Annotated in this window: 22 protein-coding genes; 5 read left to right on the forward strand and 17 right to left on the reverse strand. The window is 64.8% G+C overall.

Translation table 11 applies throughout. The features are described from left to right. Positions 1-23 precede the first annotated feature (23 nt). Complete coding sequence (locus DDT93_RS13475) at positions 24-716, forward strand: glutathione S-transferase N-terminal domain-containing protein (protein WP_109466378.1); 693 nt, start codon at positions 24-26, stop codon at positions 714-716. A 49-nt stretch (positions 717-765) separates the two neighbouring features. Here the strand turns inward: DDT93_RS13475 and DDT93_RS26520 are convergent, their stop codons facing one another. The 6 genes from DDT93_RS26520 to DDT93_RS13505 all read right to left on the reverse strand — a co-directional run bounded on the left by DDT93_RS26520 (position 766) and on the right by DDT93_RS13505 (position 8,353). Further along, positions 766-1,275 carry a hypothetical protein gene (locus DDT93_RS26520; RefSeq protein ID WP_198654851.1) on the reverse strand — a complete coding sequence of 170 codons (510 nt, stop codon included), beginning with the start codon at positions 1,273-1,275 and terminating at the stop codon, positions 766-768. Between the two features lie 266 nt (positions 1,276-1,541). Next, entirely contained in the window at positions 1,542-4,517 is a 2,976-nt protein-coding gene (ileS, locus tag DDT93_RS13485) for an isoleucine--tRNA ligase (RefSeq protein WP_109466380.1), read from the reverse strand. A 220-nt stretch (positions 4,518-4,737) separates the two neighbouring features. Next, complete coding sequence (locus tag DDT93_RS13490) at positions 4,738-5,448, reverse strand: VIT1/CCC1 transporter family protein (RefSeq protein ID WP_109466381.1); 711 nt, start codon at positions 5,446-5,448, stop codon at positions 4,738-4,740. A gap of 54 nt (positions 5,449-5,502) precedes the next feature. Continuing rightward, a complete protein-coding gene (locus tag DDT93_RS13495; protein ID WP_109466382.1) occupies positions 5,503-6,504 on the reverse strand; it encodes a YcjF family protein in 1,002 nt (333 codons plus the stop codon). Beyond that, a complete protein-coding gene (locus DDT93_RS13500; RefSeq protein ID WP_109466383.1) occupies positions 6,501-6,950 on the reverse strand; it encodes a GNAT family N-acetyltransferase in 450 nt (149 codons plus the stop codon). Before DDT93_RS13500 ends, DDT93_RS13495 begins: the two co-directional genes overlap by 4 nt. Further along, a complete protein-coding gene (locus DDT93_RS13505; RefSeq protein WP_109466384.1) occupies positions 6,947-8,353 on the reverse strand; it encodes a YcjX family GTP-binding protein in 1,407 nt (468 codons plus the stop codon). The genes DDT93_RS13500 and DDT93_RS13505 overlap by 4 nt, the downstream gene beginning before the upstream one ends. Before the next feature lie 150 nt (positions 8,354-8,503). Between DDT93_RS13505 and truA the strand changes: the two genes are divergently transcribed. Then, entirely contained in the window at positions 8,504-9,271 is a 768-nt protein-coding gene (truA, locus tag DDT93_RS13510) for a tRNA pseudouridine(38-40) synthase TruA (protein ID WP_109466385.1), read from the forward strand. Between the two features lie 598 nt (positions 9,272-9,869). Here the strand turns inward: truA and DDT93_RS13515 are convergent. The 10 genes from DDT93_RS13515 to DDT93_RS13560 form a co-directional block, all read right to left on the reverse strand. Next, positions 9,870-10,151: a hypothetical protein gene (locus DDT93_RS13515; protein WP_157960173.1), complete on the reverse strand. Its 282-nt coding sequence runs from the start codon at positions 10,149-10,151 to the stop codon at positions 9,870-9,872. A 95-nt stretch (positions 10,152-10,246) separates the two neighbouring features. Then, positions 10,247-10,633: a response regulator gene (locus DDT93_RS13520; RefSeq protein ID WP_109466387.1), complete on the reverse strand. Its 387-nt coding sequence runs from the start codon at positions 10,631-10,633 to the stop codon at positions 10,247-10,249. A gap of 36 nt (positions 10,634-10,669) precedes the next feature. After that, positions 10,670-11,533, reverse strand: coding sequence for a CheR family methyltransferase (locus DDT93_RS13525; protein WP_109466388.1), 864 nt, complete (start codon positions 11,531-11,533; stop codon positions 10,670-10,672). Beyond that, the gene (locus DDT93_RS13530; protein ID WP_109466389.1) at positions 11,530-12,000 is read right to left on the reverse strand and encodes a chemotaxis protein CheW; all 471 of its coding nucleotides are present in this window, start codon (positions 11,998-12,000) and stop codon (positions 11,530-11,532) included. Before DDT93_RS13530 ends, DDT93_RS13525 begins: the two co-directional genes overlap by 4 nt. A gap of 2 nt (positions 12,001-12,002) precedes the next feature. Further along, the gene (locus DDT93_RS13535) at positions 12,003-14,144 is read right to left on the reverse strand and encodes a chemotaxis protein CheA (RefSeq protein WP_109466390.1); all 2,142 of its coding nucleotides are present in this window, start codon (positions 14,142-14,144) and stop codon (positions 12,003-12,005) included. A gap of 7 nt (positions 14,145-14,151) precedes the next feature. Further along, the gene (locus tag DDT93_RS13540) at positions 14,152-14,520 is read right to left on the reverse strand and encodes a response regulator (RefSeq protein WP_109466391.1); all 369 of its coding nucleotides are present in this window, start codon (positions 14,518-14,520) and stop codon (positions 14,152-14,154) included. Further along, a complete protein-coding gene (locus DDT93_RS13545) occupies positions 14,517-14,792 on the reverse strand; it encodes an STAS domain-containing protein (RefSeq protein ID WP_109466392.1) in 276 nt (91 codons plus the stop codon). The genes DDT93_RS13540 and DDT93_RS13545 overlap by 4 nt, the downstream gene beginning before the upstream one ends. A 14-nt stretch (positions 14,793-14,806) precedes the next feature. Beyond that, entirely contained in the window at positions 14,807-15,379 is a 573-nt protein-coding gene (locus DDT93_RS13550; protein WP_408607936.1) for a chemotaxis protein CheD, read from the reverse strand. A 62-nt stretch (positions 15,380-15,441) separates the two neighbouring features. After that, positions 15,442-18,060, reverse strand: coding sequence for a methyl-accepting chemotaxis protein (locus DDT93_RS13555; protein WP_109466393.1), 2,619 nt, complete (start codon positions 18,058-18,060; stop codon positions 15,442-15,444). 51 nt (positions 18,061-18,111) lie between these two features. Next, the gene (locus DDT93_RS13560; protein ID WP_157960174.1) at positions 18,112-18,675 is read right to left on the reverse strand and encodes a hypothetical protein; all 564 of its coding nucleotides are present in this window, start codon (positions 18,673-18,675) and stop codon (positions 18,112-18,114) included. 396 nt (positions 18,676-19,071) lie between these two features. Between DDT93_RS13560 and DDT93_RS13565 the strand changes: the two genes are divergently transcribed. From DDT93_RS13565 to DDT93_RS13575, 3 genes are all read left to right on the forward strand, one after another. Continuing rightward, the gene (locus tag DDT93_RS13565; RefSeq protein ID WP_109466395.1) at positions 19,072-20,076 is read left to right on the forward strand and encodes an LLM class flavin-dependent oxidoreductase; all 1,005 of its coding nucleotides are present in this window, start codon (positions 19,072-19,074) and stop codon (positions 20,074-20,076) included. 36 nt (positions 20,077-20,112) lie between these two features. Further along, entirely contained in the window at positions 20,113-20,895 is a 783-nt protein-coding gene (locus DDT93_RS13570) for an SDR family NAD(P)-dependent oxidoreductase (RefSeq protein WP_109466396.1), read from the forward strand. A 216-nt stretch (positions 20,896-21,111) separates the two neighbouring features. Continuing rightward, positions 21,112-23,106 carry a DUF6851 domain-containing protein gene (locus tag DDT93_RS13575; protein WP_232825455.1) on the forward strand — a complete coding sequence of 665 codons (1,995 nt, stop codon included), beginning with the start codon at positions 21,112-21,114 and terminating at the stop codon, positions 23,104-23,106. Between the two features lie 7 nt (positions 23,107-23,113). Here the strand turns inward: DDT93_RS13575 and DDT93_RS13580 are convergent, their stop codons facing one another. Then, positions 23,114-24,658: an acetolactate synthase large subunit gene (locus DDT93_RS13580; protein WP_109466398.1), complete on the reverse strand. Its 1,545-nt coding sequence runs from the start codon at positions 24,656-24,658 to the stop codon at positions 23,114-23,116. Positions 24,659-24,685: the final 27 nt, after the last annotated feature.

Below are 24,685 nucleotides of genomic sequence, written 5' to 3' on the forward strand. Positions count from 1 at the left end.
CCTTCCCGACACGGGAGGCTTTCATGACCATTGACCTATACTTCTGGCCCACGCCCAACGGCTGGAAAATCTCCATCGCGCTCGAGGAGATGGGCCTCGACTACGAGACCCACCTGGTGAACATCCAGAAGGGCGAGCAGTTCGCACCGGATTTTCTCGCGATCTCGCCCAACAACCGGATGCCCGCCATCGTCGACCGCGACGGGCCGGACGGGGCGCCGATCTCGGTCTTCGAGTCCGGTGCGATCCTGCAGTACCTCGCCCGCAAGACCGGCAAGTTCTACGGCAAGACCGAACGCGAGCGCATCGCGGTGGACGAATGGCTGATGTGGCAGATGGGCGGGGTCGGCCCGATGGCGGGTCAGGCCCACCACTTCCTCCAGTACGCCCCCGAGATGGACCCACCGCAGGACCTGCCCTACCCCAAGGACCGCTACCGCAAGGAGGTGGCGCGGCTCTACGGTGTCCTCGACAAGCAATTGTCGCAGCACGCCTTCGTCGCGGGCGACGACTTTTCCATCGCCGACATGGCGATCTGGCCCTGGGCCCACCTGTGGAAACGACAGGAGCAGATGATCGACGACAAGCCGCATTTCGCCCGCTGGCTGGATACCGTGGCCGCCCGCCCCGGGGTTCAGGCCGGACGCGGGCTGCACGCGGAGCTGCGCAAGACCCTGCCGGACAAGTCGGCGCAGGAGTTGCTGTTCAAGAGGTAGCGGCGGAATGGTCTGCCGACCGTGATGGTCGGCGATGCGGGGGTACGACTTAGCGACCGAAGATACGGGAAAGGAGGCCCTTCTTCTGAGGCTTGGCAATGGTAAGAAAGGCCTCGACATCGCCTTGCTCCAGGTAATGGTCGTGCCTGAAGCCAAAATCCAGTGCGGCCAGATCGAGCGGGATATCGAATATGTGGTCGACGCCCTCGCCATCGTTCTGTTGCGCAGAAATGTGCTCTTGTTTCAGGGCCGGAAAGCCTTCCGGCAGAGCACCGGTTTGCGACAAATCAAAGATATCATCGCCATCACCAGCGTGTGTTACCTTCCAAACCTGCCGGCCATCTTTCCAGAGTTCGGCCGAACTCCACATAACCGTTTCATTTACTTCACAGATATACGTGTCAAACTGCTTCGAAAGCTCAGCTACTCGACCAACAGACTTCTGACCGAAGTCTTCGCTTTCTGACCACAGCAATGTCCAACCACTCTCTTTGAGCGTGGCAATCCACCAATCGTCGCTTGGCATTTCAGTTACGGGTTCGCCGAGCGTCAAACTCAAGTGGTCCGCGAGTATTTCCGGAGATGCCTTGCTGGCAAGATAAGAAACCCTAAACCCCAATTGCAATTCTCCTTAGTAATTCAATTGAAACACTAATACCGGGATTTGCCCCTTGCAATAAAAGACAAGGGGCCGGATCTTTGATTTTTTGCGATGGACTCCCAGCGCCCCATGCCGCCGAGCGCCAAGGGCGCTGCCCTGTTCCGGAACGCCCCTCCCTCCCCCACGAAAAAGGCCGGAGGTTTCCCCCCGGCCCTTTCCCTATCTCAGCTCAGCGCGTCGTTGCAGCGGTTGCAGACGCCTGCGTGGCTGTGGGTGCCGACGTCGGGAAGGATCTTCCAGCAGCGCTGGCACTTGTCTCCGTCGGCCTTCTCGAAGACCACGCCGACCCCCGGCACTTCCGGCAGGCGGAAGGCATCGTTCGGCATCGGGTCGCCGGTCAGGTAGATGGCCGAGGTGATGCAGATATCGTCGAAGGCGATGGATTTCAGCGCCGCCAGCAGGTCGGCCTCTTCGACGTGCACCACCGGAGCCGCTTCGAGCGAGGCGCCGATGACCTTTTCGGTCCGCTGGATTTCCAGCGCGGCGGTCACCACGCGGCGGGCGCGGCGGACACCGGCCCACTTGGCGGCAAGCGCGTCGTCACGCCATGCGGCGGGCGTCTCGGGCATGTCGACCATGTGGACCGAGCTGTCCTCGCCCGGAAAGCGCTCCAGCCAGACCTCTTCCATCGTGAAGACGAGGATCGGGGCCAGCCAGGTGGTCAGGCGGTGGAACAGCAGGTCCAGCACGGTGCGCGCTGCCCGGCGGCGGGTGGTGTCGCCGTCGCAATAGAGCGCGTCCTTGCGGATGTCGAAGTAGAAGGCCGAGAGTTCGACGGTGGCGAAGTTGAACACCGCGCTGAACACGCCCTGGAAGTCGAAGGACTTGTAGCCCGTCTTGACCACCTCATCGAGTTCGGCAAGGCGGTGCAGCACCCAGCGCTCCAGTTCGGGCATCTCGGATGCCTCGATGCGGTCGGCCTCGGTGAAGTCCGCAAGCGAGCCGAGCATGTAGCGCATGGTGTTGCGCAGGCGGCGGTAGCTGTCGGCGACGCCCTTCAGGATCTCCGGCCCGATCCGCTGGTCGGCGGTGTAGTCGGTCTGGGCCACCCAGAGGCGCAGGATGTCGGCGCCGTACTGCTTGATGACTTCCTCGGGCACGATGGTGTTGCCGAGCGATTTGGACATCTTGTTGCCCTTCTCGTCCAGCGTGAAGCCGTGCGTCACCACGTTGCGGTAGGGCGCGCGGCCCTTGGTGCCGCAACCCTGCAGCATGGAGGAGTGGAACCAGCCGCGGTGCTGGTCGGTGCCTTCCATGTAGACGTCGGCGATGCCGTCCTCTGTCCCGTCCGCGCGGTCGCGCAGAACGAAGGCATGGGTCGAACCGGAGTCGAACCAGACGTCGAGCACGTCGAAGACCTGCTCGTAGGCCTCCGGGTCGACGATCCCGTCGAGCACCTTGGCCTTGAAGCCCTCGGTGAACCAGACATCGGCGCCCTCGGCCTCGAAGGCGGCGACGATGCGTGCGTTCACCTCGGCGTTGCGCAGCAGGTAGTCGGCGTCGGTCGGCAGCGCCCCTGCCTTGGTGAAGCAGGTCAGCGGCACGCCCCAGGCGCGCTGGCGCGAGAGCACCCAGTCGGGACGGGTTTCCATCATCGAGTGCAGGCGGTTGCGCCCCGTCTGCGGGGTGAACTTGACCAGCTGGTCGATCGAGGCCAGCGCCCGTTCGCGGATGGTGCTGCCGTAGCTGCCCATGCCGTCATCGAGCGTGCGGTCGATGGCGGCGAACCACTGCGGTGTGTTGCGGTAGATCACCGGCGCCTTGGAGCGCCAGGAGTGCGGGTAGCTGTGCTTGATCTTGCCGCGCGCCAGCAGGCCGCCGACCTCGATCAGCTTGTCCATGACCGCCTTGTTGGCGTCGCCTTCCCAGCTGCCGTTCTTGGCCTTGTTGCGCAGGATCTGCCGGCCACCGAAGAACGGCAGGTCCTCGCGGAAGGAGCCGTCGTCCATCACGTTGTAGGTGATGACCTGCTCCAGCATCCCGAGATCGCGGTAGAGCTCGTATTCCTCCATCCCGTGCGAGGGCGCGCAGTGCACGAAGCCGGTGCCTTCCTCGTCGGTGACGAAGGGCGCGGCGCGGAAGTCGCGGACATCGTCCCATTCGCCGTTTGCGCCTTCGGCGCCCGCCAGCGGGTGCTGGAGCGCGAGGGCGGCCAGTTCCTCGGTGGGCACGTCGCGGACGCGGGTCCACTGGCCGTCCTCGAGACGGGCCTTGGCAAAGGTCTGCGCCGCCAGCTTGTCGGCCAGCAGGTATTTCTCGCCGACCTTCAGCCAGCATTCCTCGGGCGTGCCGGTGACCTCGTAGAGGCCATAGGCATAGTCCGCGCCGAAGACGACGGCCTTGTTCGACGGGATGGTCCAGGGCGTGGTGGTCCAGATCACCACGTAGGCCCCCAGAAGATCACCCGCGTCCCGGGCCTGCCCCGGGACCTCGTCGCCAGAGGCCCCGGCGCCAAGGCCGGGGCGGTTTTCAACCACCTTGAACTTCACCCAGATGGTGAAGCTTTCCTTGTCGTGGTACTCGACCTCGGCCTCGGCCAGCGCGGTCTCTTCCACCGGCGACCACATCACCGGCTTGGAGCCCTGGTAGAGGGTGCCGTTCATCAGGAACTTCATGAACTCGTCGGCGATCACCGCCTCGGCGTGGAAGTCCATCGTCAGGTAGGGGTTGGCCCAGTTGCCGGTGACGCCAAGGCGCTTGAACTCCTCGCGCTGGATATCGACCCAGCCCTCGGCGAACTTGCGGCATTCCTGGCGGAAATCGACGATCGGCACCTCGTCCTTGTTCTTGCCCTGGGCGCGGTACTGTTCCTCGATCTTCCACTCGATGGGCAGACCGTGACAATCCCAGCCGGGGACGTAACGGCTGTCGAACCCCATCATCTGGTGGCTGCGGACGATCATGTCCTTGATGGTCTTGTTCAGCGCGTGGCCGATGTGCAGGTGGCCGTTGGCATAGGGGGGACCGTCGTGCAGCACGAAGGAGGGGCGGCCCTCCTTCTCGCGCAGGCGGTCGTAGACGCCGATCTTGGCCCAGCGCTCCAGCCACTCGGGCTCGCGCTTGGGCAGGCCCGCGCGCATCGGGAAGTCGGTCTTGGGCAGGTTCAGCGTGTCTTTGTATTCAGGTGTGTCGGCGCACATCGGTGGCGTCCTTCGTCGGTGATCTGGCGTGAAATTGGTGCGGTCGGTGCGAGGGCTCGAACACCTTTGCCCGGCGGCTCGTGGATCAGAGCGCCGGGATACTAATTCGACGGATAATGAGGCTCGTGTAGCTCATGGGGCGCGTTATAGGCACGCCGGCACGCAGGGTAAAGTCCGCCAGAGCAGGCCGGGGCCCGAAATACACGGGGAACCGGGCCTTTCAGGCGCTGAACAGCGTCCCGACGAGGTAGGCGATGGAGGCGGCGGCCCCGCCGATGCCCAGCGTCTCGAGGCCCGAACGCCACCAGGGCGAGAGCGACCAGATGCTCTTGAGCGCGCCGATGGCGAAGAAACTGCACCCGGTCATCCAGGCCGAGATGGTGAAGGGCCCCGGCAGCGAGGCGATGAAGGGCACCAGCGGCACCATTCCCGCGACGAGAAAGGCGCCGAAAGTCGCCAGGGCCGCCCGCATCGGGTGCGGGTCCACCCCGCCCAGCCCGTATTCGCCCTCGATCATCAGGTCGACCCAGTTGTCGCGGTTCGAGGTGATCTCGTCCGTGGCCTCCTCCAGCACGGTGCCCGAGAGCCCCTTGCGTTCGAGGATGGCAAGCACCTCGGCCCGCTCGCCCTCGGGGTACTTGGCGATGTGCCGCGTCTCGATGGCGCGGATGCGGCGCAGGTTGTCCTGATCGGCCTTGGTGCCCGAGTAGTTGCTGGCGGCCATGGAAAACCCGTCGGCCAGCACGTTGGCAAAGCCCAGCGCCACGATCACGAAGGGCGAGAGCCCTGCCCCCGCCACCCCGGCGACGATGGCGAAGGTGGTGACCGATCCGTCGATGGCCCCGTAGACAAGGTCGCGCAGGATGCCCCGTCCGGGCGGCGCGTCGATCCTCGCGGCGATCTCTTCCGGCGAGTGTCCGTGATCCGTCATCGACCGCCCCCTGCTGGCTGGCCGCCGGTCGCGGCCGCTACGGGTGGCAGTATGTCAGGCCTTTTCCTTGGAAAACAGACCCGTAAGCGCCCGGCGCACGATGGTTCGCACAGAGGGACGGCGCACCGAAGTAAAGGGCAGCGGACGGCAGACCTCGATGGCGGCGACGCCGACACGGGCCGAGAGCGCGCCGTTGACCAGCCCCTCGCCAAAACGGCGCGACAGCTTGGTCAGCAGCGAGCCGCCGAGAATGGGTTCGAGGAAATCGTCCCCCACAGCCACTGCGCCGGTGGCGACGAGGTGGGTGAACACCGCCCGTGTCAGCCGCCAGCTGCCCAGAAAGCCCGAGCGCCCGCCGTAGATCTCGGCGATGCGGCGGATCATCCGAAGCGAGGCCGTCAGGGCGGTGATCACGTCGGCCAGCGCCAGCGGCACCAGCGCGGTGACCGTCGCCACCTGCCGCGCCGCGGCCTCCACCTCGCGCACCGCGGCGGCATCAAGGGGGGCCAGCAGCTCGGACTCGGCGAGGGCCAGCACGGCGGCGGCGTCGAACTGTTCAGCCGCCCGCTCCTTCAGCCGCTCGCGCCCCCATCGGGTTTCCTCGCGATGGGCATAGAATGCCAGCAGACGGTCCGAGACCGCGCGCGCGGCCTTGAGGTCGTCCTCGGCAAGCGCCGCGTCTGCCTCGCGCCGCAGCGAGTCGATCCGCCCGAGCCGGGCGAAGGCCGCCAGTTCGCGCAGCGCGATCAGCAGGGCGACGAAGAGCAGCGCCGTGAAGATCACGGTGACGAGCCAGCCCAGCACCGGCACCCGCTGCAGCAGGTCGGTGACGAAGTTCCACGCGGCCACCGAGACCACCGCGCCCAGCCCCGCCCCCGCGAGGCCCCAGAACCACCGGGTCAGACGGGAGGGCCGGCGCGCGGCGAGGCGTGCGGCCATCTGCATCGCCTGCCCCTCGGGTGCGGGAAGCCCGAGGTCGGGCACCGGCGGCGCCTCGGCCACGTGGGTGCCCTGCCCTTCCTCTTCCAGATCGATCAGCACCGGCCCCTTGGTCATGCACACGCCTCCCCGGCCCAGATGTAGGTGATGTCGGGCAGCTGTTCGGCCCGATCGCGCCCGTCGCCGCGCGCGTGTTCGACAAAGCCCTCGCGCAGGTAGAACCGCTGGGCCCCGCCATTGTCCTGCGAACAGCGCAGCCACAGCGCCCGCGCCTCCTGCTTGGCCTCGTCCAGCATCTGCTTGCCGATCCCGAGCCCCTTGGCCCGCGCGTCGAGGTAGAGCGCGCAGATCTCCTCGCCGTCGCGGGCGAGAAAGCCGCGCACCGCGCCGTTGACGCTGGCCACCCGCACCCAGCCCCGCGCAATCATCACCGCGCAGTAGCGGATGCAGTCCACCCGCCCGTAGAGATGCGGCATCCAGTCCGCCTCGCGCTGGGTATGCCACAGGATGCGGCCCAGCGCGACCGCGTCGGTCAGGCGGGCATCGCGCAGCCGCAGCCTCACAGCCGGTCCCCGATCAAGAACTGCGCTGCGCGGTCCAGCCGGATATGTGGCGGCCCCTCGCCGGGGCGCAGGGTAAGCGCCGCCGGCGCAAAGGACATCGCCTCGAAACTTTCGTCCAGCCAGCCGGTGCGACCGCTGTCGAACAGCGCCGAGGGGCTCTCCGGCAGCTCGCCGGGATAAAAGGCCGCCGCCTTGCCACTGTCGAGCAGGCGTCCGCGCACCATGTGCAATTCCTGCCCGTCGTGGGTGCGCGTCTCCTCGGTGGTGGCCCGCAGGGCGGCCAGCGAGAGCGCCGCCGTCTCGGCCCCGGCAAATCGGGCGCGCTCGGTCGCGTCGCGCACCAGCGTCTCCATCAGCGCGGTCAGGCGCGGGTGCTGGGTGTGGTGCAGGTGGTCGGCCTTGGTGGCGGCAAAGAGGATCTTCTCGACCCGCCGCCCGCGCAGCAAGCGTGACAGGAAGGCGTTGCGCCCGGGTCGGAAGGCCCCGAGGATCTCGGCCAGCACCTTGCGCGTGTCGGCCACCGCCGCCGGCCCACGGTGCAGCGCGCCCAGCAGGTCGACCAGCACCACCTGCCGGTCGATCCGCGCGAAGTGATCGCGGAAGAAGGGCTGCACCACCCGGGACTTGTAGACCTCGAAGCGGCGCTCCATCTCGCGCCAGAGCGACCGGCGCGGGGCGCCCGATTGCGGCGGAAGCGGCGCGAAGGTCAGCACCGGCGAGCCCGCAAGATCGCCCGGCAGCAGGAACCGACCCGGCGTCAGATCGGCCCGCCCCGCGGCGCGCGCGGCTTCGAGATAGGCCGTGAAAGACTGCGCCAGCGCCTGCGCGCGCGGTTCGTCCAGCGGCTGCGTGGCGTCCTCGGCCCCGGCGAGCGCGAGAAAGGCGGCCGCCTCGGTGCGCGGCGCGACGCGCTTCAGCGTATCCTCGGACCAGGCGGCATAGGATTTGTCGAGCAGGGCCAGGTCCAGCAGCCATTCGCCGGGGTAGTCGACGATATCCAGATGCACCGTGCGCGGCCCCTGCAGCCCGGCCAGCAGGCCCGAGGGGCGGACCCGGAGCGAGAGCCGCAGTTCCGAAACGGCGCGCGTGCTCTCGGGCCAGTGGGGCGCGGCGCCGGTCAGGGCGGCGATGTGGTTCTCGTAGTCGAACCGGGGCACCGTGTCGTCGGGCTGGGGCTGGAGAAAGGCCGCTTCGATGCGCCCCTCCTGCGCCGCCGCGAGGCCCGGCATGCGGCCCCGGTCGATCAGGTTGGCGATCAGCGAGGTGATGAAAACCGTCTTGCCCGCCCGCGCGAGGCCGGTGACGCCAAGCCGCACCGTGGGCTCGAACATCGAGCCCGACAGCAGGTCACCCACCTGGTCGGCGCGGCGGATCAGCCCGTCGGCAAGTGATGAAATGACCAATCTTCCGCCTCGTCCGTTCGCTTGCCCGATACCGGTTTCGGATCAAGATAGGCAGCCCCGCGCCGCGTTACCAGCCATTACCTTGCCCCGGCGTGGCGGCCCGCGCCCGCCGGACTTGCCGCGCGACGTGGCGCAGGCTAGAGCCGACCCATGCCACGCTATGCTCTCAAAGTCGAATATCACGGCGCCCCCTTCGCCGGTTGGCAGCGCCAGGCCGACCAGCCCTCGGTCCAGGGGGCCATCGAGGCCGCGCTCGCCCGTCTCGAGCCGCGCGCCCATACCATCGCCGCCGCCGGGCGGACCGATGCCGGGGTGCACGGGCTGGGCCAGGTCGCCCATTGCGACATGGAGCGCGAGTGGGACCCCTTCCGCCTGTCCGAGGCGCTGAACTTTCACCTCAAGCCCGACCCGGTCGCCATCGTGGCCTGCGCCCGGGTGGAGGACGACTGGCACGCCCGGTTCTCGGCCGTCGAGCGCGAGTACCTGTTCCGCATCCTCGTGCGCCGCGCGCCGGAAACCCACGATCACGGGCAGGTCTGGCGCGTGAACAACCCGCTCGACATCGCCGCGATGCAGGCCGGGGCCGACCTGCTGATCGGCCGGCACGATTTCACCACCTTCCGCTCGTCCATCTGCCAGGCCGCGAGCCCGGAGAAGACGCTGGACGAGCTGACGGTCTATGCCGCCGAGGGCCTCTCCGGCCCGGAGGTCCGGTTCCGCGTCCGGGCACGCTCCTTCCTGCACAACCAGGTCCGCAGCTTCGTCGGCACCCTGGAACGTGTCGGCGCAGGCGCATGGTCCCCCGGCGACGTGCAAACTGCCCTCGACGCCCGCGACCGCGCCGCCTGCGGCCCGGTCTGCCCACCGCAGGGGCTCTACCTCAAGCGCGTTGGCTACCCGGTGGATCCCTTCGGCTGAGGGAGCCCTTGGCCGCCTTGGCCCTTGGATGGGGCGAGGAGGTTGGTGGGGTTGCGGTTGGTGGGGTCGTGTTTGTTGGTCCATCTGTGTGCGGAGAGGCGCATGGCGAGGCAGTCGTTGGCGGAGCAGCGGTGGGCAGATTTGCCTTCGGCGGAACTCCGATTGGAAAGGTTGCCTTTGGCGGAACCACAGTCGGCGGAACGGCGGTTGGTAAGGCAGCCTTTGACCGAACCGCTGTCGACGAAGCGACTGTCAGTTCGAGCAACCGTCCGCAGTGCCGCCGTGCTCAGGACAGCAGCCGGCAAAGTGCCACTTCTGGTTGATCGGCGGCCCTCCCTCGGACCTGTCTGATCGTTTGCGAGGCGTCGGCGTCCCTTTAGAGGATTACGCTGACTGACGCCAACACCCTCTCAGCTCTCTCCCAAGTCCCACATCCTACGCCGTTTCACAGACTGCAAAGCGCAGCGAACAACGGAACCCGACAGACCGGAAACGGCTGACGCGCACGCCTCCTTACCCTGACTTCATGAACACCTCCCTTTCCGCAGCCCAGACGCCGCAATTATACCGATTTTTCATCTGATTGAGCTTCCTCCTCTCAAAACAAGTCCACCTCCCCAGTCACTCTGCCGGCTTCGTCCACGATGGACCGGCGCGCGCCCCCCGAGAGGGCACGGGCAAGGTCCCGCAGACTGATCCGGGCAAGGGGCGCACTCATATCCAGCACCGCTGCATCCCCGACCATTTCTCCCATCGCCCCGACATAATCGCCGAGCTCATTCAGCGTCTGCACGATCAAGTCGATACCCTGCAGGTTCTCCAGGGTTTCCCGCGTCGAGGGCTCCTCGCCCAGGATCGAGCGCCCGATCGCATCCTCCAATGCTCGGCCGTCCCTTTGCAGCACATGCAATTCGTCCGCGACCCGCCGCAAGAGTTGGCCCAGCGGCTGAGGTGGGGCCGGTGGCGGCGTCATGATCACAGCGGCCCGACAACCTGCTGAATGCAGTTCTTCAACTGCGGCGTGGTAAAGGGTTTCTGAATGAAGTTGTTCATCCCGAGCTGCCGACCCGTCGACAGGATCTTCTGATCGACCCGGCCACTGACGAGGATGAAACCGATCTTCTGCGTCGTCTTTCCCTGCCGCAGCGCATGAAGGAGGTGAAGCCCGTCCATGCCCGGCATGTTGTAGTCGGAAATCACGAGGTGCGCCGGACGCTGCCCGAGGGACTGCAGCGCCGAGGGCCCGTCCTTGCTGAAGTCGATCTTCTTGATGCCCATTTCTTCCAGCGCCATGATGATCAGGCTGCGGCTTGTCGACATGTCATCGACGACCAGGATGGAAAGCGAGTCTCTCAGAGCCATGATGACATTCCTTTTTCTGTCCGTTTGCGCGCCGGATCAGACGCGGCGAAAGGTGGTCTTTCCAACGAGTTCCAGTTGATCTCGCAACTCCGGCCCGATCCTTTCGGAATGGCCGATGAACAGGTATCCGCCGGGTTCCAAAAGGTTGGCCAAGGCAGCCCAGATGCGCGCCTGCGTGGATTCCTGCATGTAGATCATCACGTTACGACAGAAAATCGCGCCAAAGGGACCCCGCACTGGCCATGGCTCCATGAAGTTCATGTAGCGAAAACTGATGAGGGCGCGCGCCTCCTGGCGAACGGACACAGCCTCGGGCCTTGCTCCCGGTTCGAAGAGCAATTGAGCGTGGTCGGTAGGAACCCCGCTCGCGGCCGAAGCCGGGTAGATGCCCTCTTCCGCAGTTGCCAGGACTTCGCGATTGATGTCGGTGGCAAGTATCCTGACATCATGGCGCGCGACCTCCGGAAAGTGCCGCAATACCACCGAAGCGAGCGAGTAGGGTTCCTCTCCACTGGAACACCCCGCAGACCAGAGACGAACCCGCCCGCCACCGGTCGCGCGATCCCGTAGTCCTGGCAGTACATCCCGAGCGAAGGTTTCAAAGTGATAATCCTCGCGAAAAAACCGCGTCGTATTGGTTGTCAGCGCCGCCACCATGGCGTCGCGCTCCGCAGGATCCTGCCCCGAGGCGATGTGGGCGATGTAATCCGAAAACCGGCTGAACCCACGGCCCCGGACCCGTTTGGCCAGGCGCGAAAAAACCAGTGCCTCGTTCGAGCCAGGCATGTGGATACCCGCGATGCCGTTCAACATGTCCGCGATCCGTTCGAAATCCCGGGTCGAATACTCGATGTCGCCAGACACCGGTAATCGCGATGCCTCTGCGCCCGGTGCCGTCATCCTGCCTCCGCCGTCTCCATGGACTTCGGCAAAACGGTCTTAATGTCGATCACGCGCAACATGCGTTCCTCGGTCACGATCACACCTTCGATGAAAGCGCGGGTCGCGTCAGAGGCGACGTCGGGCGTCGGTTGCACCTCCGACTGATTGATGCCGATGATGTCCGCGACCGCATTGACAAGGAACCCGACTGTCTGCGTTCCGACCACCGCGATGACGATGACGTGACGATCATCCGGTTCCGATGGGCGAAGACCCAACCGGGCAGAGAGGTCCACGATCGGGACGATCGACCCCCGCAAGTTGATCACCCCCAGAACAAATGGAGGGGCATGGGGCAAAATGGTCGCGGGGGTCCACCCCCTGATCTCTCGTACCATCATGATATCAATGCAGAAATCCTGCTGCCCGACGCGAAAGGTCACCAATTCGCGCAGGCCGAAGTCCGCAATCTGGGTCTCAGCCATGGTCACACCTCTTCCAATCTGGCCCGGTCACCAACGTCTGCAACGGGGCCGGAACGATGCGCGGTTTCCTCCGGGTCGATGATCAGCGCGATATTTCCGTCCCCTAGGATTGTCGCCGCGGCCACGCCCGGAACATGGCCATAGTTGGTTTCCAGCCCCTTGATCACCACCTGCCGCTGATCGAAAATCTGGTCGACTGCGAGCGCCCAACTCTCGGAACCGTCCGACTCGACCAGCAAGAGCACCATGTCGGAAATCGGCGCGGGCGTTCGACGATGTCCGAAAACGACGCCGAGGTCGATTACAGGCACCAGCTTGTTGCGGACGGATACAACCTGATTATCCGCTCCTAGTGGATGAATGTCTTCCGCCTTGGGGCGCAGGGTTTCGACAATCGCGGTGATCGGCACGACCATGGTCTGCCCGGCAACGTCGACGACCATCCCGTCAAGAACCGCAAGCGTGAGGGGAAGGCTTATCGACATTGTCGTTCCCTTGCCCGGTTGCGAGAAGATGCTTACTCGTCCGCCGAGCTTCTGGATCGCGCTCCGGACCACATCCATTCCGACACCCCGCCCAGAGAGGTTCGACACTTCCTTGGCAGTTGAAAACCCAGGCAGAAACAGAAGGTTGTCAATCTCCGCGTCCTTGAGAATGGAGTCCCCCGGGATCAGCCCTTTCTCCACGGCAATCTGGAAGACCTTCTCGCGATTGATCCCTGCTCCATCATCAGACACTTCGATCAGAACCCGGCCAGAGCGATGCGCGGCGGTAAGTTTAACGTGACCGGTTTCCGCCTTCCCCGCGGCGCGGCGCTGCTCCGGCGGTTCAAGGCCATGGTCAACAGCATTGCGGATCATGTGCGTCAGCGGATCGACAAGACGCTCAATAATCGTCTTGTCAACTTCCGTAGTCTCGCCCTCGGTCAGAAAATCGGCGTCCTTACCGGAGAGCTCGGAAGCCTCCCTCACGATCCGCGCCATACGTTGGAACAGCGGTTTGACCGATTGCGCCCGGATCGCCATCACGCTTTCCTGTATATCCCTGGCAAGATTTCGAAATTCCGCCAGTGACGTTGAAAGTTCTCCCCGATCCAACAACCCGGCGTCCTTGATGCACTGTGTCAGGACTGCCTGATTGATAACCAGTTCCCCGACCATGTTGATCAACCTGTCGACGAGATCGAGATTAACCCTCACCGTTGCTTTCGGGCCAGTCGCAGGTTTGGCCCGTTCTGTTCCTGAATCAGGCGACGAAGCAGCTACCATTGTCGGGGAATCGCTCTCTTCTGCCGCTACGCCAGAGCTTGCCTGGGCTTCATCATCGACATCTTTGGTCGCGTCTGGTGACCCCTCAGGCATCGTCGCGTCGAGATCGAGGTTGATCTGCAACTCACAGAGACCGTCGACAAACTCGAACACTTCGCGCAGCGATTGCTCTGACTCTTCGGTCAGTAGGATTACAACCCAGGACAGATATGATTCTCCGGGATCGACATTCTTCAGATCTGGAAGCCGATCTGTTTCAGCGGTTACCTCGAGTTCTCCTAGTTCGGCGAGTTCCCGAAACAGGAGGGATGTGTCATTGCCACTGGTATACAGTCCTGCGCTAGGCGTGAACCGAACACAAAAGCGATTTAGCGCAAGCTCCTGGTCTTCGTCATCCGTATTGGTGGGAATCGGCAGGCCCAACGGAACGAATCCGAAAGTTTCGGATTCAGTGTCATTATCCGGTTTCGCGCTCTCCGACCCTACGACTAGACCGCTCAGTTTCGCCGCGATTTCAGTGCCGAGATCGCCCTCGACTATCTCATTGTCGCGGCCCGCAGCCACTAGATCGCTCAGGTGATCTGCCGCCCGATGACAGACCTTCATGACGTCATCGTTGGGTGTCAGTTCCCCTGCTCGCATCACGTCCAAGACCGTTTCGAATTGGTGCGCAAAGTGGACGAGGGCATCGAGGCCAAACGCGGCTGCGCCACCCTTGATTGAATGAACAGCCCGGAACACCGCGTTGACGGTTTCCAGGTCGAAGGACTCGTCAGCGATTCCTTCGTCGATTTCGCAAAGACCGTCGTCAAGCGCCTCCAGCAATTCGTCGCATTCCTGGAAGAAGGTCTGCCTTATCTCGTTTGCTGTGCTCATGGGGTCCTCATGCCACCGTGATACGACGAATGGTGCCGATCAGTTTTCCGTCATCAAAGGGCTTCACGATCCAACCGGTTGCACCACTGTTGCGCGCCCGTTCCTTGAGATCCTGGGCGCTCTCGGTGGTGAGCACTAGGATCGGCATCCCAGCGAACTCTGCCTCGGCCCGGATTGCGTTAATTACTCCAAAGCCATCCATACGGGGCATATTGATGTCGGTGATCACGACATCTGGGGCAACCTGGGGAAGCTTCTCCATGCCATCGATACCATCTTCGGCGACGTGCACCTCAAAACCACCCTGGGTGAGGGTGTGCCGCAGCATTTCTCGGATGGTACGCGAGTCATCTATCGCAAGAACCTTAATCGTCATGATTGCCCTTCCTGAGCGAGCAGCTCTTCTTCGAGCCCCAGTCTCTCCAGATCTTTGCGCATAGGCTCGGACGCAATGATCCGAAAAGCCGTTCCTTCCGACTTGCAGGCCCGACTAGCGGCGAGAAGAACCTGTGCTGCAAGTCCGCCAATCCCTCGTACGTCACCGCCGTCGAGTTCGATGTCGCCTCCCTGCCACTCCTGGAGAGCGGAGAGCAATGTTCGCGCAGCAGCGCTGTCGAGCCTCTCTCCAAGTACGATCCGTTCAGCCATGACGGGGCCTCCCCTCAAAACAGTGTCACATTGTTGTTGGTACTGGCAGACGGCGGCTTTGGAGGAGATTCGAGTTCGATCTGTTCACGCAGCATCATCTGCTGCGCCGAACCGGTTGTTGGAACGAAGCGAATTCGACGAGCCTGAGCGCCTCCGAGACTTTCTGAATGGCAGTGGATCCCTTCGTCTTGCAGGAACTTTCGGGCGAAGATCGCATTTGACTCACCAATGTGCGCGAGGTTGTCATTCATGATTGCCCCTCCGAAGAGCTTTGCTTGCAGTCTGTTTCGATCAGCCCCCTTCTTCAGCAGGCCATTGATTAGCAATTCCATTGCGAGGAGACCGTAGCGGAAACCCATCCCGCCCTTTCCACTGCCTTCGGGAAGCAGAAAGTGGTTCATGCCACCTACCCGAGCCGTCGGATCACACAGACAAAGTGACACGCAGGAGCCGAGGATCGTAGTGAGCACGATCCCTGGGTCGTCGGACACCCGGTACTCCCCCTGGATCACATGCTCGATCCGAAGTTCCCCGCTCTCTATTTCTTTTGTGAACCCGGCCACCTGCAGCACTACCTCTTCGATCAATGTTCAATTTCAGCATCTGGGATCATCGTCATCTTCATCGAGAAGTGCGCTGCCGGCTCCGGCTAGAAGTCTTCCCATTCAGCCGCCGCCTTCTCGATAGGCTTCGCAGCCCGGGCTGCCATCGACACTCCGACTTCAGCAACTGGGGACGAGCGTGTGTCCACCTTGGGGTTGGTTGGAGACTGACGCTTTTTGTGACGTTGCTGTACGACACCGCCGGTTTCGCTGGTTTCCTCGGACATCTTGAAGTGTGAAACTGTTTCGACGAGGGAGACTGCGTCATTCCGGAGGGCGTCGCTGGCCGCCGTGGTTTCTTCAAGGCGCGCTGCGTTCTGTTGGGTGGACTGATCCAGCTGTGTAACAGCCTTGTTGATCTCGGCGAGGCTCGCGGATTGCTGCTTGGACGAAGTCGCAATGTCGGAAACGAGAGTAGAGATCTCGGTTACGGAGTCCACGATCTGGCGCAGAGCGTTGCCGGTACGTCCGACCAGGTCGACACCGGTCTTAACCTGACTTCCGCTTTTGGCGATCAACTCGTTTATTTCCCGCGCGGCATCCGAGGAGCGTTGTGCGAGCGCGCGCACCTCCGAAGCGACGACTGCAAATCCACGGCCTGCGTCGCCGGCACGGGCCGCTTCGACACCTGCATTCAAGGCGAGCAGGTTGGTCTGGAACGCGATGTCGTCGATGACCTTGATGATGGAGGTGATCCGATCCGAACTTTCGGCGATCTGGTCCATCGCTGCGACCGTGTCGAGCACGACGCGACCGCTGTCTTCGGCGTTGCCCTTCGCCGCGGTTACCGCCTCATCTGCACGGGCTGCACCGCTCGCGGCCGCACGGACCGAGGTTGTCAGATCGTCCAGCGCTGCGGCGGTTTCCTCGAGGGTGGCCGCGGTACTTTCGGTTCTGCGGGACAGGCCATCGGCGGTCGTGCTGATGTCGCGTGCCTCGTTGTGGATGTTCTCGGCGTTCTCGGCGATGTCCCGCAGGGCCTTTGCCAGGTTGGCCACCGTGCCGTTGTAGTCGACCCGGAGCTCTTCGTAGCTGCCGGCAAAGGGCTTCTCGATGGAGGCCGTCAGGTCCCCGCCGCTGAGCTTGCGCAGGCCGACACGCAGCGCGTCGACAACTTCGTTCTGCTGGCGCTCCGCAACCTGCCGCTGGGCACGGGAGTCGCTCAGCTCCTTTTCCTGCAGGGTCACATCGTTGCCAAGCAACAGGACCCTGATCGGTTCACCCTTGGGATTGCGCACGCAGGTGATGCTGCCATCGAGTACGAGCTCTTCTGCGCCGCGCGTCCGAAGGGTGGTCTTGCCGATGTAGGCTTCGCCGCCGACAACGTCCTGAAGAAGCGTCTTCGCCGTTCTGTCCCCTGCCCCGCCCGGCAGCATTTCGTGAAAGGCCATCCCGCGGGTGTCACGTTCGCCCATTCCGAGGGCCTCCCGGGCTCTGGGGTTCGCGGTAAGGAAATCGCCTCCGAGGTCGAACTCGGCCTTGATCTGGTTGGCTTCGATGGCCTCGATTACCGCCCGGTTCAGCCAATCCTGGGTCACGTCCTTCCACTCCAGAACGTGGCCCAGTGGTTTGCCAGCGTCGCCCACGACACTGGAGACGGTCAGGGCAATGCGTGCTTCGCCAAAGCGCAGGGTGGTGACGAACGGGGCACCTTTGCGGCTTTGCAGGGCGCGGCGGATTTCCTGCTTGCTTCCCGGGAACCGACCGGGGCCGTGGAAGATCTCGATCGGTTGGCCGACGAGCTTCTCTGCGTCGAAATCGCGGATGGTTTCGCGCACGGTTTCCTTGAGAGCGCGCATGAGTTCGACCATCTTCGGGTTCACATAGGTGATCGTGAGGTCTTCGTCGGTGATCATCTGAGCCGAGGATGCGGCGGTGAAGGCGGCGCCCTTGAAGGTGGATTCCCGCTGTGCCTCCGCGGCCTCGGTCAGGGTGTCGCGCAGGGTGACCAGAGAGCGGCCGATCGAGCCGATCTCGTCGCGACGCCGGGCCTGGGGTATGTCGACCTCGTAGTTCCCTTCCGTCAGCGCCTGGATCACCGCGCGAGAGCGATTGAGCGGCACGATCACGATCTGGCGGAAGAGGAACAGGCAGGCGAGAACCGAGATGGCAAAGACCACGCCGGCGATGATCATCGCGACCCGACCTTCGGCGCGGAACTGCTCTCTCAGCTTTTCCGGGGTCCAGGCGTTGACGATGGCGCCCACGATGTCGCCGTTGGCCCCGAAATGCAGCGGGATGGCGACAAGCAGACCGTCCATCGCGGTGGCTGTCTCGTCTGTCTCGAGGGCTTGCCTGGCCAGGGTCAGTGCCGCGGCCCGGTGCTCCGTGCCGGCTTCGGCGGCGGCCTCGACTTCGGCGACGATCTCGCCGTCCGCACCGATCGCGATGGCGCCGACCAGTTGCCCGCGAGACTGTTTCATGGCCTGATCCAGGGAGGCCGTGATCTGGTCGGCCTTGCGGAACTTCACGGCGCCAGCCACGATTTCGCTGATCAGGGTGGTCTGCTCGAGGGCAAGGTTCGCGACGAAATCGCGCGTGAGGTTCGCGGCGGAGCGCCCTTCGAAGTAGGTCAGGGTTCCGCTGACGGCACCGACGGCTATGGCGAGCACGAGGGCGATCTTGGCGAGCATCGAATTGAGGCTGAGCTTGGGTGCGCGGGACATGCCTGTTGTGTCTCCTGACGTCAGATTTCGCGTGGGCGGCGGAAGAGGAACCTAGAAGGCCTCGGCGTTCAGGCCGATGGTGGCGGCGCCGATGGGAACGCCGTCGGCAGTCGTGACGACGAAGGAGACCTGCACCTGGTAGGTTTGCGAGGACTCGTCGAGCTCGATTTCGGAGAGGTGCACCGCGTCACCCCCCTTGGGAAAAGTTTCCTGGAACTTGGCTTCGTCGCCTTGCCATGCGTCGGAGGTCACGTGGCTGACGGCGACATTCATGCCGCGGTTGTCCATCAGGATGATCTCGGTCAGCATGCCGCCGCTATCCTCGACGCTCTTCCTCAGGGCGCGTGACAGCGGCGAGTCGAGCATCGCGTCGATGACCGGTGTGTCCACGTGACCGACCTCCGCCCGCCAGACGCCGTCGAGTTCAATAAGTTCCTCCTCGGACAGTCCCGCATGGGCGTGGTTGCTCTGCGCGATCGCCTCCTGTGCCTCGGGCGTCTGGAACCAGGCGCGGGCGGTCTGGTTCACGTAGTCCAGCATGGCCGACTGGCTCCCGCTGGCGTGCAGGGGCATAGCGAACAGCAGCCAGAGCGTGGAAAGCGCAACAGTTCTCATCTCGGACTCCATCCTTTTTCCGGCCCCTGCTCCCAGGTGCTGACGTCAGGTTGGCGCCAAAGACTTAAATATCGGTGAAGCCAGCCCCGGCGGGTCTATCGCTCCCAAAAGCACGCGCACCCGGGGCTGCGGAACGAAGGCAACCACCCCTCAAAATATTGCAATATCAAAAGAAAAGTACGTGTAGCCCGGTAAAACCGCGCTATTCCCTCCCCTCTGCGATGCAGCGCCCGGACCGCTCTGGATCGGTTTCGCTAAACTTCGAGCGATTATTGCGAAGCGCCCCCTGCGCCCATATGTGACTCCCCGGTGCCCGGCCCGCCGCGCGGATCGTCACGGTGCCCTTTCCACCAGCATGGGGGCTGATACTGTGCCCCGGAACCTGCGGAGCGCAAATTGACCCGATACTCGATCCTCGATCTTTCCCCGATCACCGAAGGCGGCAGCGCTGCCCAGTCTCTCGCCAACTCGCTGGCGCTGGCCCGCCATGCCGAGGCGCATGGCTTTACCCGGTTCTGGCTGGCCGAGCATCACAACATGCCCGGAATCGCCAGCGCGGCGACCTCGCTGGTGATCCAGCACGTATTGCAGGGCACCGAGCGCATCCGGGTCGGCTCGGGCGGGATCATGCTGCCGAACCACTCGCCGCTGCTGATTGCCGAGCAGTTCGGCACCCTCGCCACGCTCTATCCCGGGCGCGTGGACCTTGGCCTTGGCCGGGCGCCGGGCACCGACGGGTCCACGGCCTATGCGCTGCGCCGCAACCAGAACATGGCCGACAACTTCCCCCGCGACGTGGTGGAACTGATGGGGCTGCTGGGCGATGCTGTGCCGGGTCAGCCGGTGCGCGCCGTGCCCGGAACCGGGACGCATGTGCCGGTCTACATCCTCGGCTCGAGCCTCTTCGGCGCCGAACTGGCGGCGCAGCTGGGCCTGCCCTACGCCTTTGCCTCGCACTTCGCACCCGCCGCGCTGGATCAGGCCCGCGAGATCTACCGCAGCCACTTCCAGCCCTCCGCGGCCTGCGAGAAACCTTACTTCATCCTCGCGGTGAACGCCTTCGGGGCCGAGAGCGCCGAGGCGGCGATCCGGCTGAAATCCTCCATGCAACTGGCCTTTGCGCGCCTGCGCACCGGGCAGCCCGGCCCCCTGCCGCGCCCGGTGGACGACATCGCGGCGGTGCTGGACCCGGCGATCCTGCGCATGGTGAACCAGGCGCTGAGCGTGGCGGTGCACGGCCCCGTGGCACAGGTCGAGACCGAGTTGCGGGCGCTGATCGAGCGGCACCGGCCGGACGAGATCATGTTCAACGGCAACATTCACGACCAGGACTCGCGGCGGCAGAGCTTTGCGATCGCGGCGGAGGCGATGGAGCGCATTGCCGCCGGGGTCGCAGCCTGATCGCGGACAGACAGACCTAAGAGGGAGGAGAAGACCTTGGGAAAGACATTCGATCTGAGCGGAAAGGTGGCGCTGGTCACCGGCGGAAACGGCGGCATCGGCCTCGGCATGGCCGAGGCGATGGCCGAGGCCGGGGCCAGCATCGCCATCTGGGGCACCAACGCCGACAAGAACGCGGCGGCGGTTGAAAAGCTCCGGGCGCATGGGGTCGAGGCCGAGGGCTTTGTCTGCAACGTGGCAGACCGGGCCGATGTCGAGGCCAAGATGGCCGCCACGCTCGACCGGTTCGGTCGCGTCGACGGGTGTTTTGCCAATGCCGGTGTCTCGGGTCGCGGCGCGCGCTCGTTCCTTGATATCGAGCCCGAGGAATGGCGGCGCGTGCTCTCGGTCAACCTCGACGGGGTCTATCACACCTACCAGGCCGTGCTGCGCCACATGGTGGCCCGCGCCGAGGCGGGCGATCCCGGCGGGCGGCTGGCCTGCGTGTCGAGCCTCGCCTCGGTTTCGGGTGCGGCGCGCAACGAGCATTACGCCGCGTCCAAGGGCGCGCTGAACGCGATGACCTATGCGCTGGCGGTCGAGTTCGCGCGCTACGGCGTCACCGCCAACGCGATCCTGCCCGGCTGGATCGAGACGGAGATGACCGAGCAGACCTTCTCGAATGACAAGTTCAAGCAGGCCGCCGGCAGCCGCATCCCGGTGCGGCGCTGGGGGGCCCCGGCCGACTTCGGCGGCATCGCGGTCTACCTGATGAGCGATGCCTCGGCCTATCACACCGGCCAGCTGCTGCAGATCGACGGCGGCTACTGGCGGTTCTGAGAGCCTTCGGCGCCGGGCACAGCCCCGGCCTGAATCGGCGCATGCGGCGGGCGGGTCCCCAAATGGGGATTTTTCCGCCCGTCCTCCTCGCGCTAGCGTGATCGGGATTTTGAGCGGGACGCCTCGCAGCGGACCGGATTTTCGATGACGCAACCAGCAACGGGAGGACCCCGTTTGCCTTACGAACAATCAATTGTGGCGCAGTGGAACGAGCTCATGCTTGACGCCATTCGCTCGGGTTCGGCAAAGCCCACTGAAACCACCTACCAGCTTCACCTGGTGTCTTCCGCGATCTACGACGCCTGGGCGGCCTACGACACGGCCGCCTACGGGCACTATGGCAATATCGAACGCCCGGTGGGCGAACACACCGAGGCCAACAAGGCCGAGGCTGTCAGCTACGCCGCCTACCGGGCACTGGTGGATTTCTTTCCGAACCAGAAGGCGACGTTCGATGCCTTCATGGAAGCGCAGGGCTACGACCCAACGGTCGCCTCCACCGACCCTTCGACGGCGGCCGGGGTCGGGAATCTCGCGGCTCAGACCGTCCTTGCCGCGCGCGAGGGCGACGGGTCGAACCGCGAGAACGGCTACAAGGACACCACCGGCTATGTCGCGGTGAACAGCCCCGACGAAACCTCGGAGTCGGGCACCGGCGGCGCGGATTTCGACCCGAACGCCTGGCAACCGCTGCGGATCCCGAACGGAACGCTGACCGACGAGAACGGTGTGCCGATCTACGACAACGACGACCCGAGCACCTATGTGGACCAGCCCGCGCTGACCCCGCACTGGGGACAGGTTGATGCCTTTGCACTGAGTTCCGGAGACCAGTTCCGACCCGACGCGCCGCCCCGCCTTGGCGATTTCTCGGAATACGTGGACGGGCTTGGCAACGTGACCACCAACGATCAGGCCTACCGCGACCAGTTCGCCGAGGTCATGGAGATGAGCGCCACGCTGACCAACCGCGAGAAGGTCATCGCCGAGTACTGGGCCGACGGGCCGCGCACCGAGTCCCCTCCGGGCCATTGGAACCAGATCGCGCAGGATATCGCCCTGCGTGAAGGGCACGGCATCGACGACGACGCCAAGATGTTCTTTGCCCTGAACGCGGCGCTCTTCGACGCCGGGATCGCGACATGGGACGCCAAGTACGCCTATAACTCGATCCGCCCGCAGTCGGCGATCCGCTACCTCTACCAGGATCAGGAGATCGAGGCCTGGGGCGGGCCGGACGCCGGAACCGTCACCATGCTGGGGCAGGACTGGCAGCCCTACCAGAACGTGACCTTCGTCACCCCGCCCTTCCCCGAGTTCGTGTCGGGCCATTCGACCTTTTCGATGTCGGCGGCCAACACCATCGCCGCTTACGTGGGCTCCGATACCTACTACGACGGCACCACGCTCGGGAATTACGACCTCGACCATGTCGGCGGCGTCGATCTGTTGGGCCAATACGTCGCCACCGGCCTGTCGTTCGAGACGATGACGGGCGACCCGGTAGTGCTGCAGTGGTCCACCCTGACCGAAGCGGCGGAAGAGGCTGGGATCAGCCGGCTCTACGGCGGCATCCATATCCAGGATGGCAACCTGATGGGTCAGGAACTGGGCCGGAACATCGCCTCCGAGGCGGAGCTGCGCTGGGAGGCGCTGTTCACCCGTGGCGGCGATGACGAGATGCGCTCGCGCCTTGACGGGCGGCTGACCATTGCCGGCGCGGGCGACGACATGGTGGTCGGGCGCAGCATCGCCGATACCATCGAGGGCGGCCTTGGCAACGACACGATCTGCGGCCTCGGGGGCGCCGATGTCGTCATGGGCAACGAGGGCCGCGACCTGCTGATGACCGGCCGGGGCAATGACAGCCTGTTCGGCGGCAGCGGCGCGGACGAGTTGCGCGGGCGCAAGGACAACGATCTGCTGTCAGGCGGCGACGGCTGGGACATCCTCTGCGGTGGCGCGGGCAAGGATACCTTCCTCTTCGTCGCGGGCGAAACCGGCTGCGACGAAATCCGCGACTTCCAGATCGGGGTCGACCGGATCGTCCTGAGCGGCTTTGCCGAGGACGCCGAACTGGAGCTCATGCAGTACCGTCGGGCCACGGCCTTCTTCGTGGACGGCGATCACATCGCCAACCTGAAGCGCACCGATGTCGAGGATATCGACATCGGCACCGTGTTTCACTTCAGCGACAGCGTGATCGGCTGACGAGGGGTCAGCAGACCACCTCGACGAGGTAGGGTCCCTTGTGGTCGAGACCGGTGTCGATGGCCTTGGCCATGTCGCCCGCCTCTTCCACCCGGACGGCCTCGACGCCCATGCCACGGGCCAGCTGCACCCAGTCGATCACCGGGCGGTCGAGCGACAGCATGTCCACCGCGCGCGGACCGGGGTTCTGCACGCCGACGTTGGTCAGCTCGCCCCGCAGGATCTGGTAGGAACGGTTGGCGAAGATCACCACGGTCACGTTCAGCTCTTCCCGCGCCATGGTCCAGAGCGACTGCACCGTATACATTGCGCTGCCGTCGCCGGTCAGGGCAAGGACGGGACGGTCTGGACAGGCCACGGCGCAGCCGATGGCGACGGGCATGCCATAACCGATGGAGCCGCCGAGGTTGTTGAGCCACGTATGAGGTTCCGCCCCCTTGGTCCACGAGGCGAAGCCGCGCCCGGTCGTCACCGATTCATCCACCACGATTGCCCCTTCGGGCAGGGTGGCGGCGATGGCCTGCGCCATGCTCTCGTGGGTGATCGGGCCGCTGGGCACCGGGGGTACCTCGCGCGCGGCCACGTGGGCCGGTTCGATCCCGGCGGCATCGGTGGCCGCCACCAGCGCGTCGAGCGCGGCGGTGAGGTCGGCATCGACGTTCGCGAGTTCGACGATCTCGGTGCCCTCGGCGGTCAGGACGGCAGGCTTGCCCGGGTAGGCGAAGAAGCCGATGGGCGCGCGCGCACCGAGCAGCACGATGCGGCGATAGGGTTCGAGGCGCTTCAGGGCGAGGTCGATCGGATAGGGAATCCGGTCGACCACCACGCGGCCCGCGCCGCGCTCCATGCGGGCGTTCGACCACTCCGACAACAGGTGGCAGCCGGTCTTGGCCGCGATCCGTCCGGCGCGTTCGAGGTTCTCGACGCTCAGCGCCTCGCCCCCCAGAAGCAGCAGGGTATCCGCGCCGCCAAGGGCCGCCGCCGCGTCTGCGACCTTGTCGGCCTCGGGGAGCGCGCGGGCCGGAACCGGACCGGCCTCGTGCACGCTCGCGCCGTCGGTCCACGCAGTATCGGAGGGCAGGATCAGCGTTGCCACCTTGCCTGCGCCGGTGCTGGCCGCCTGCACCGAAAGGGCACCGGCCTCGCCGACATCCGCCGCGCTCTCCGAGGTGTGCACCCATGCCGACATGGGCCGGGCCAGGCCGGGAATATCGGACATCAGGGGCGCATCCAGCTCGCGATGGGTCTCGGCATGTTCGCCGACGATGTTCACGATGCCCGAGGCCGCCTTCTTGGCGTTATGCAGGTTTGCCAGCCCGTTGGCGAGGCCGGGCCCGAGGTGCAGCAGGGTGCAGGACGGCTTGCGCGCCATGCGCCAGTAGCCATCAGCCGCCCCGGTCGCCACGCCTTCGAACAGGCAGAGCACCGAACGCATTCCGGGCACGTGATCCAGCGCCGCGACGAAGTGCATTTCCGACGTTCCGGGATTGGTAAAGCAGGTGTCGACCCCGCTCGCGATAAGACTGCGCACAAGGCTTTCGGCGCCGTTCATGGTAGTGTTTCCTTTCCCGGAGAGTGT

It is taken from the genome of Albibacillus kandeliae (assembly GCF_003116585.1).
In the GTDB taxonomy this organism is placed as follows: domain Bacteria; phylum Pseudomonadota; class Alphaproteobacteria; order Rhodobacterales; family Rhodobacteraceae; genus Albibacillus; species Albibacillus kandeliae.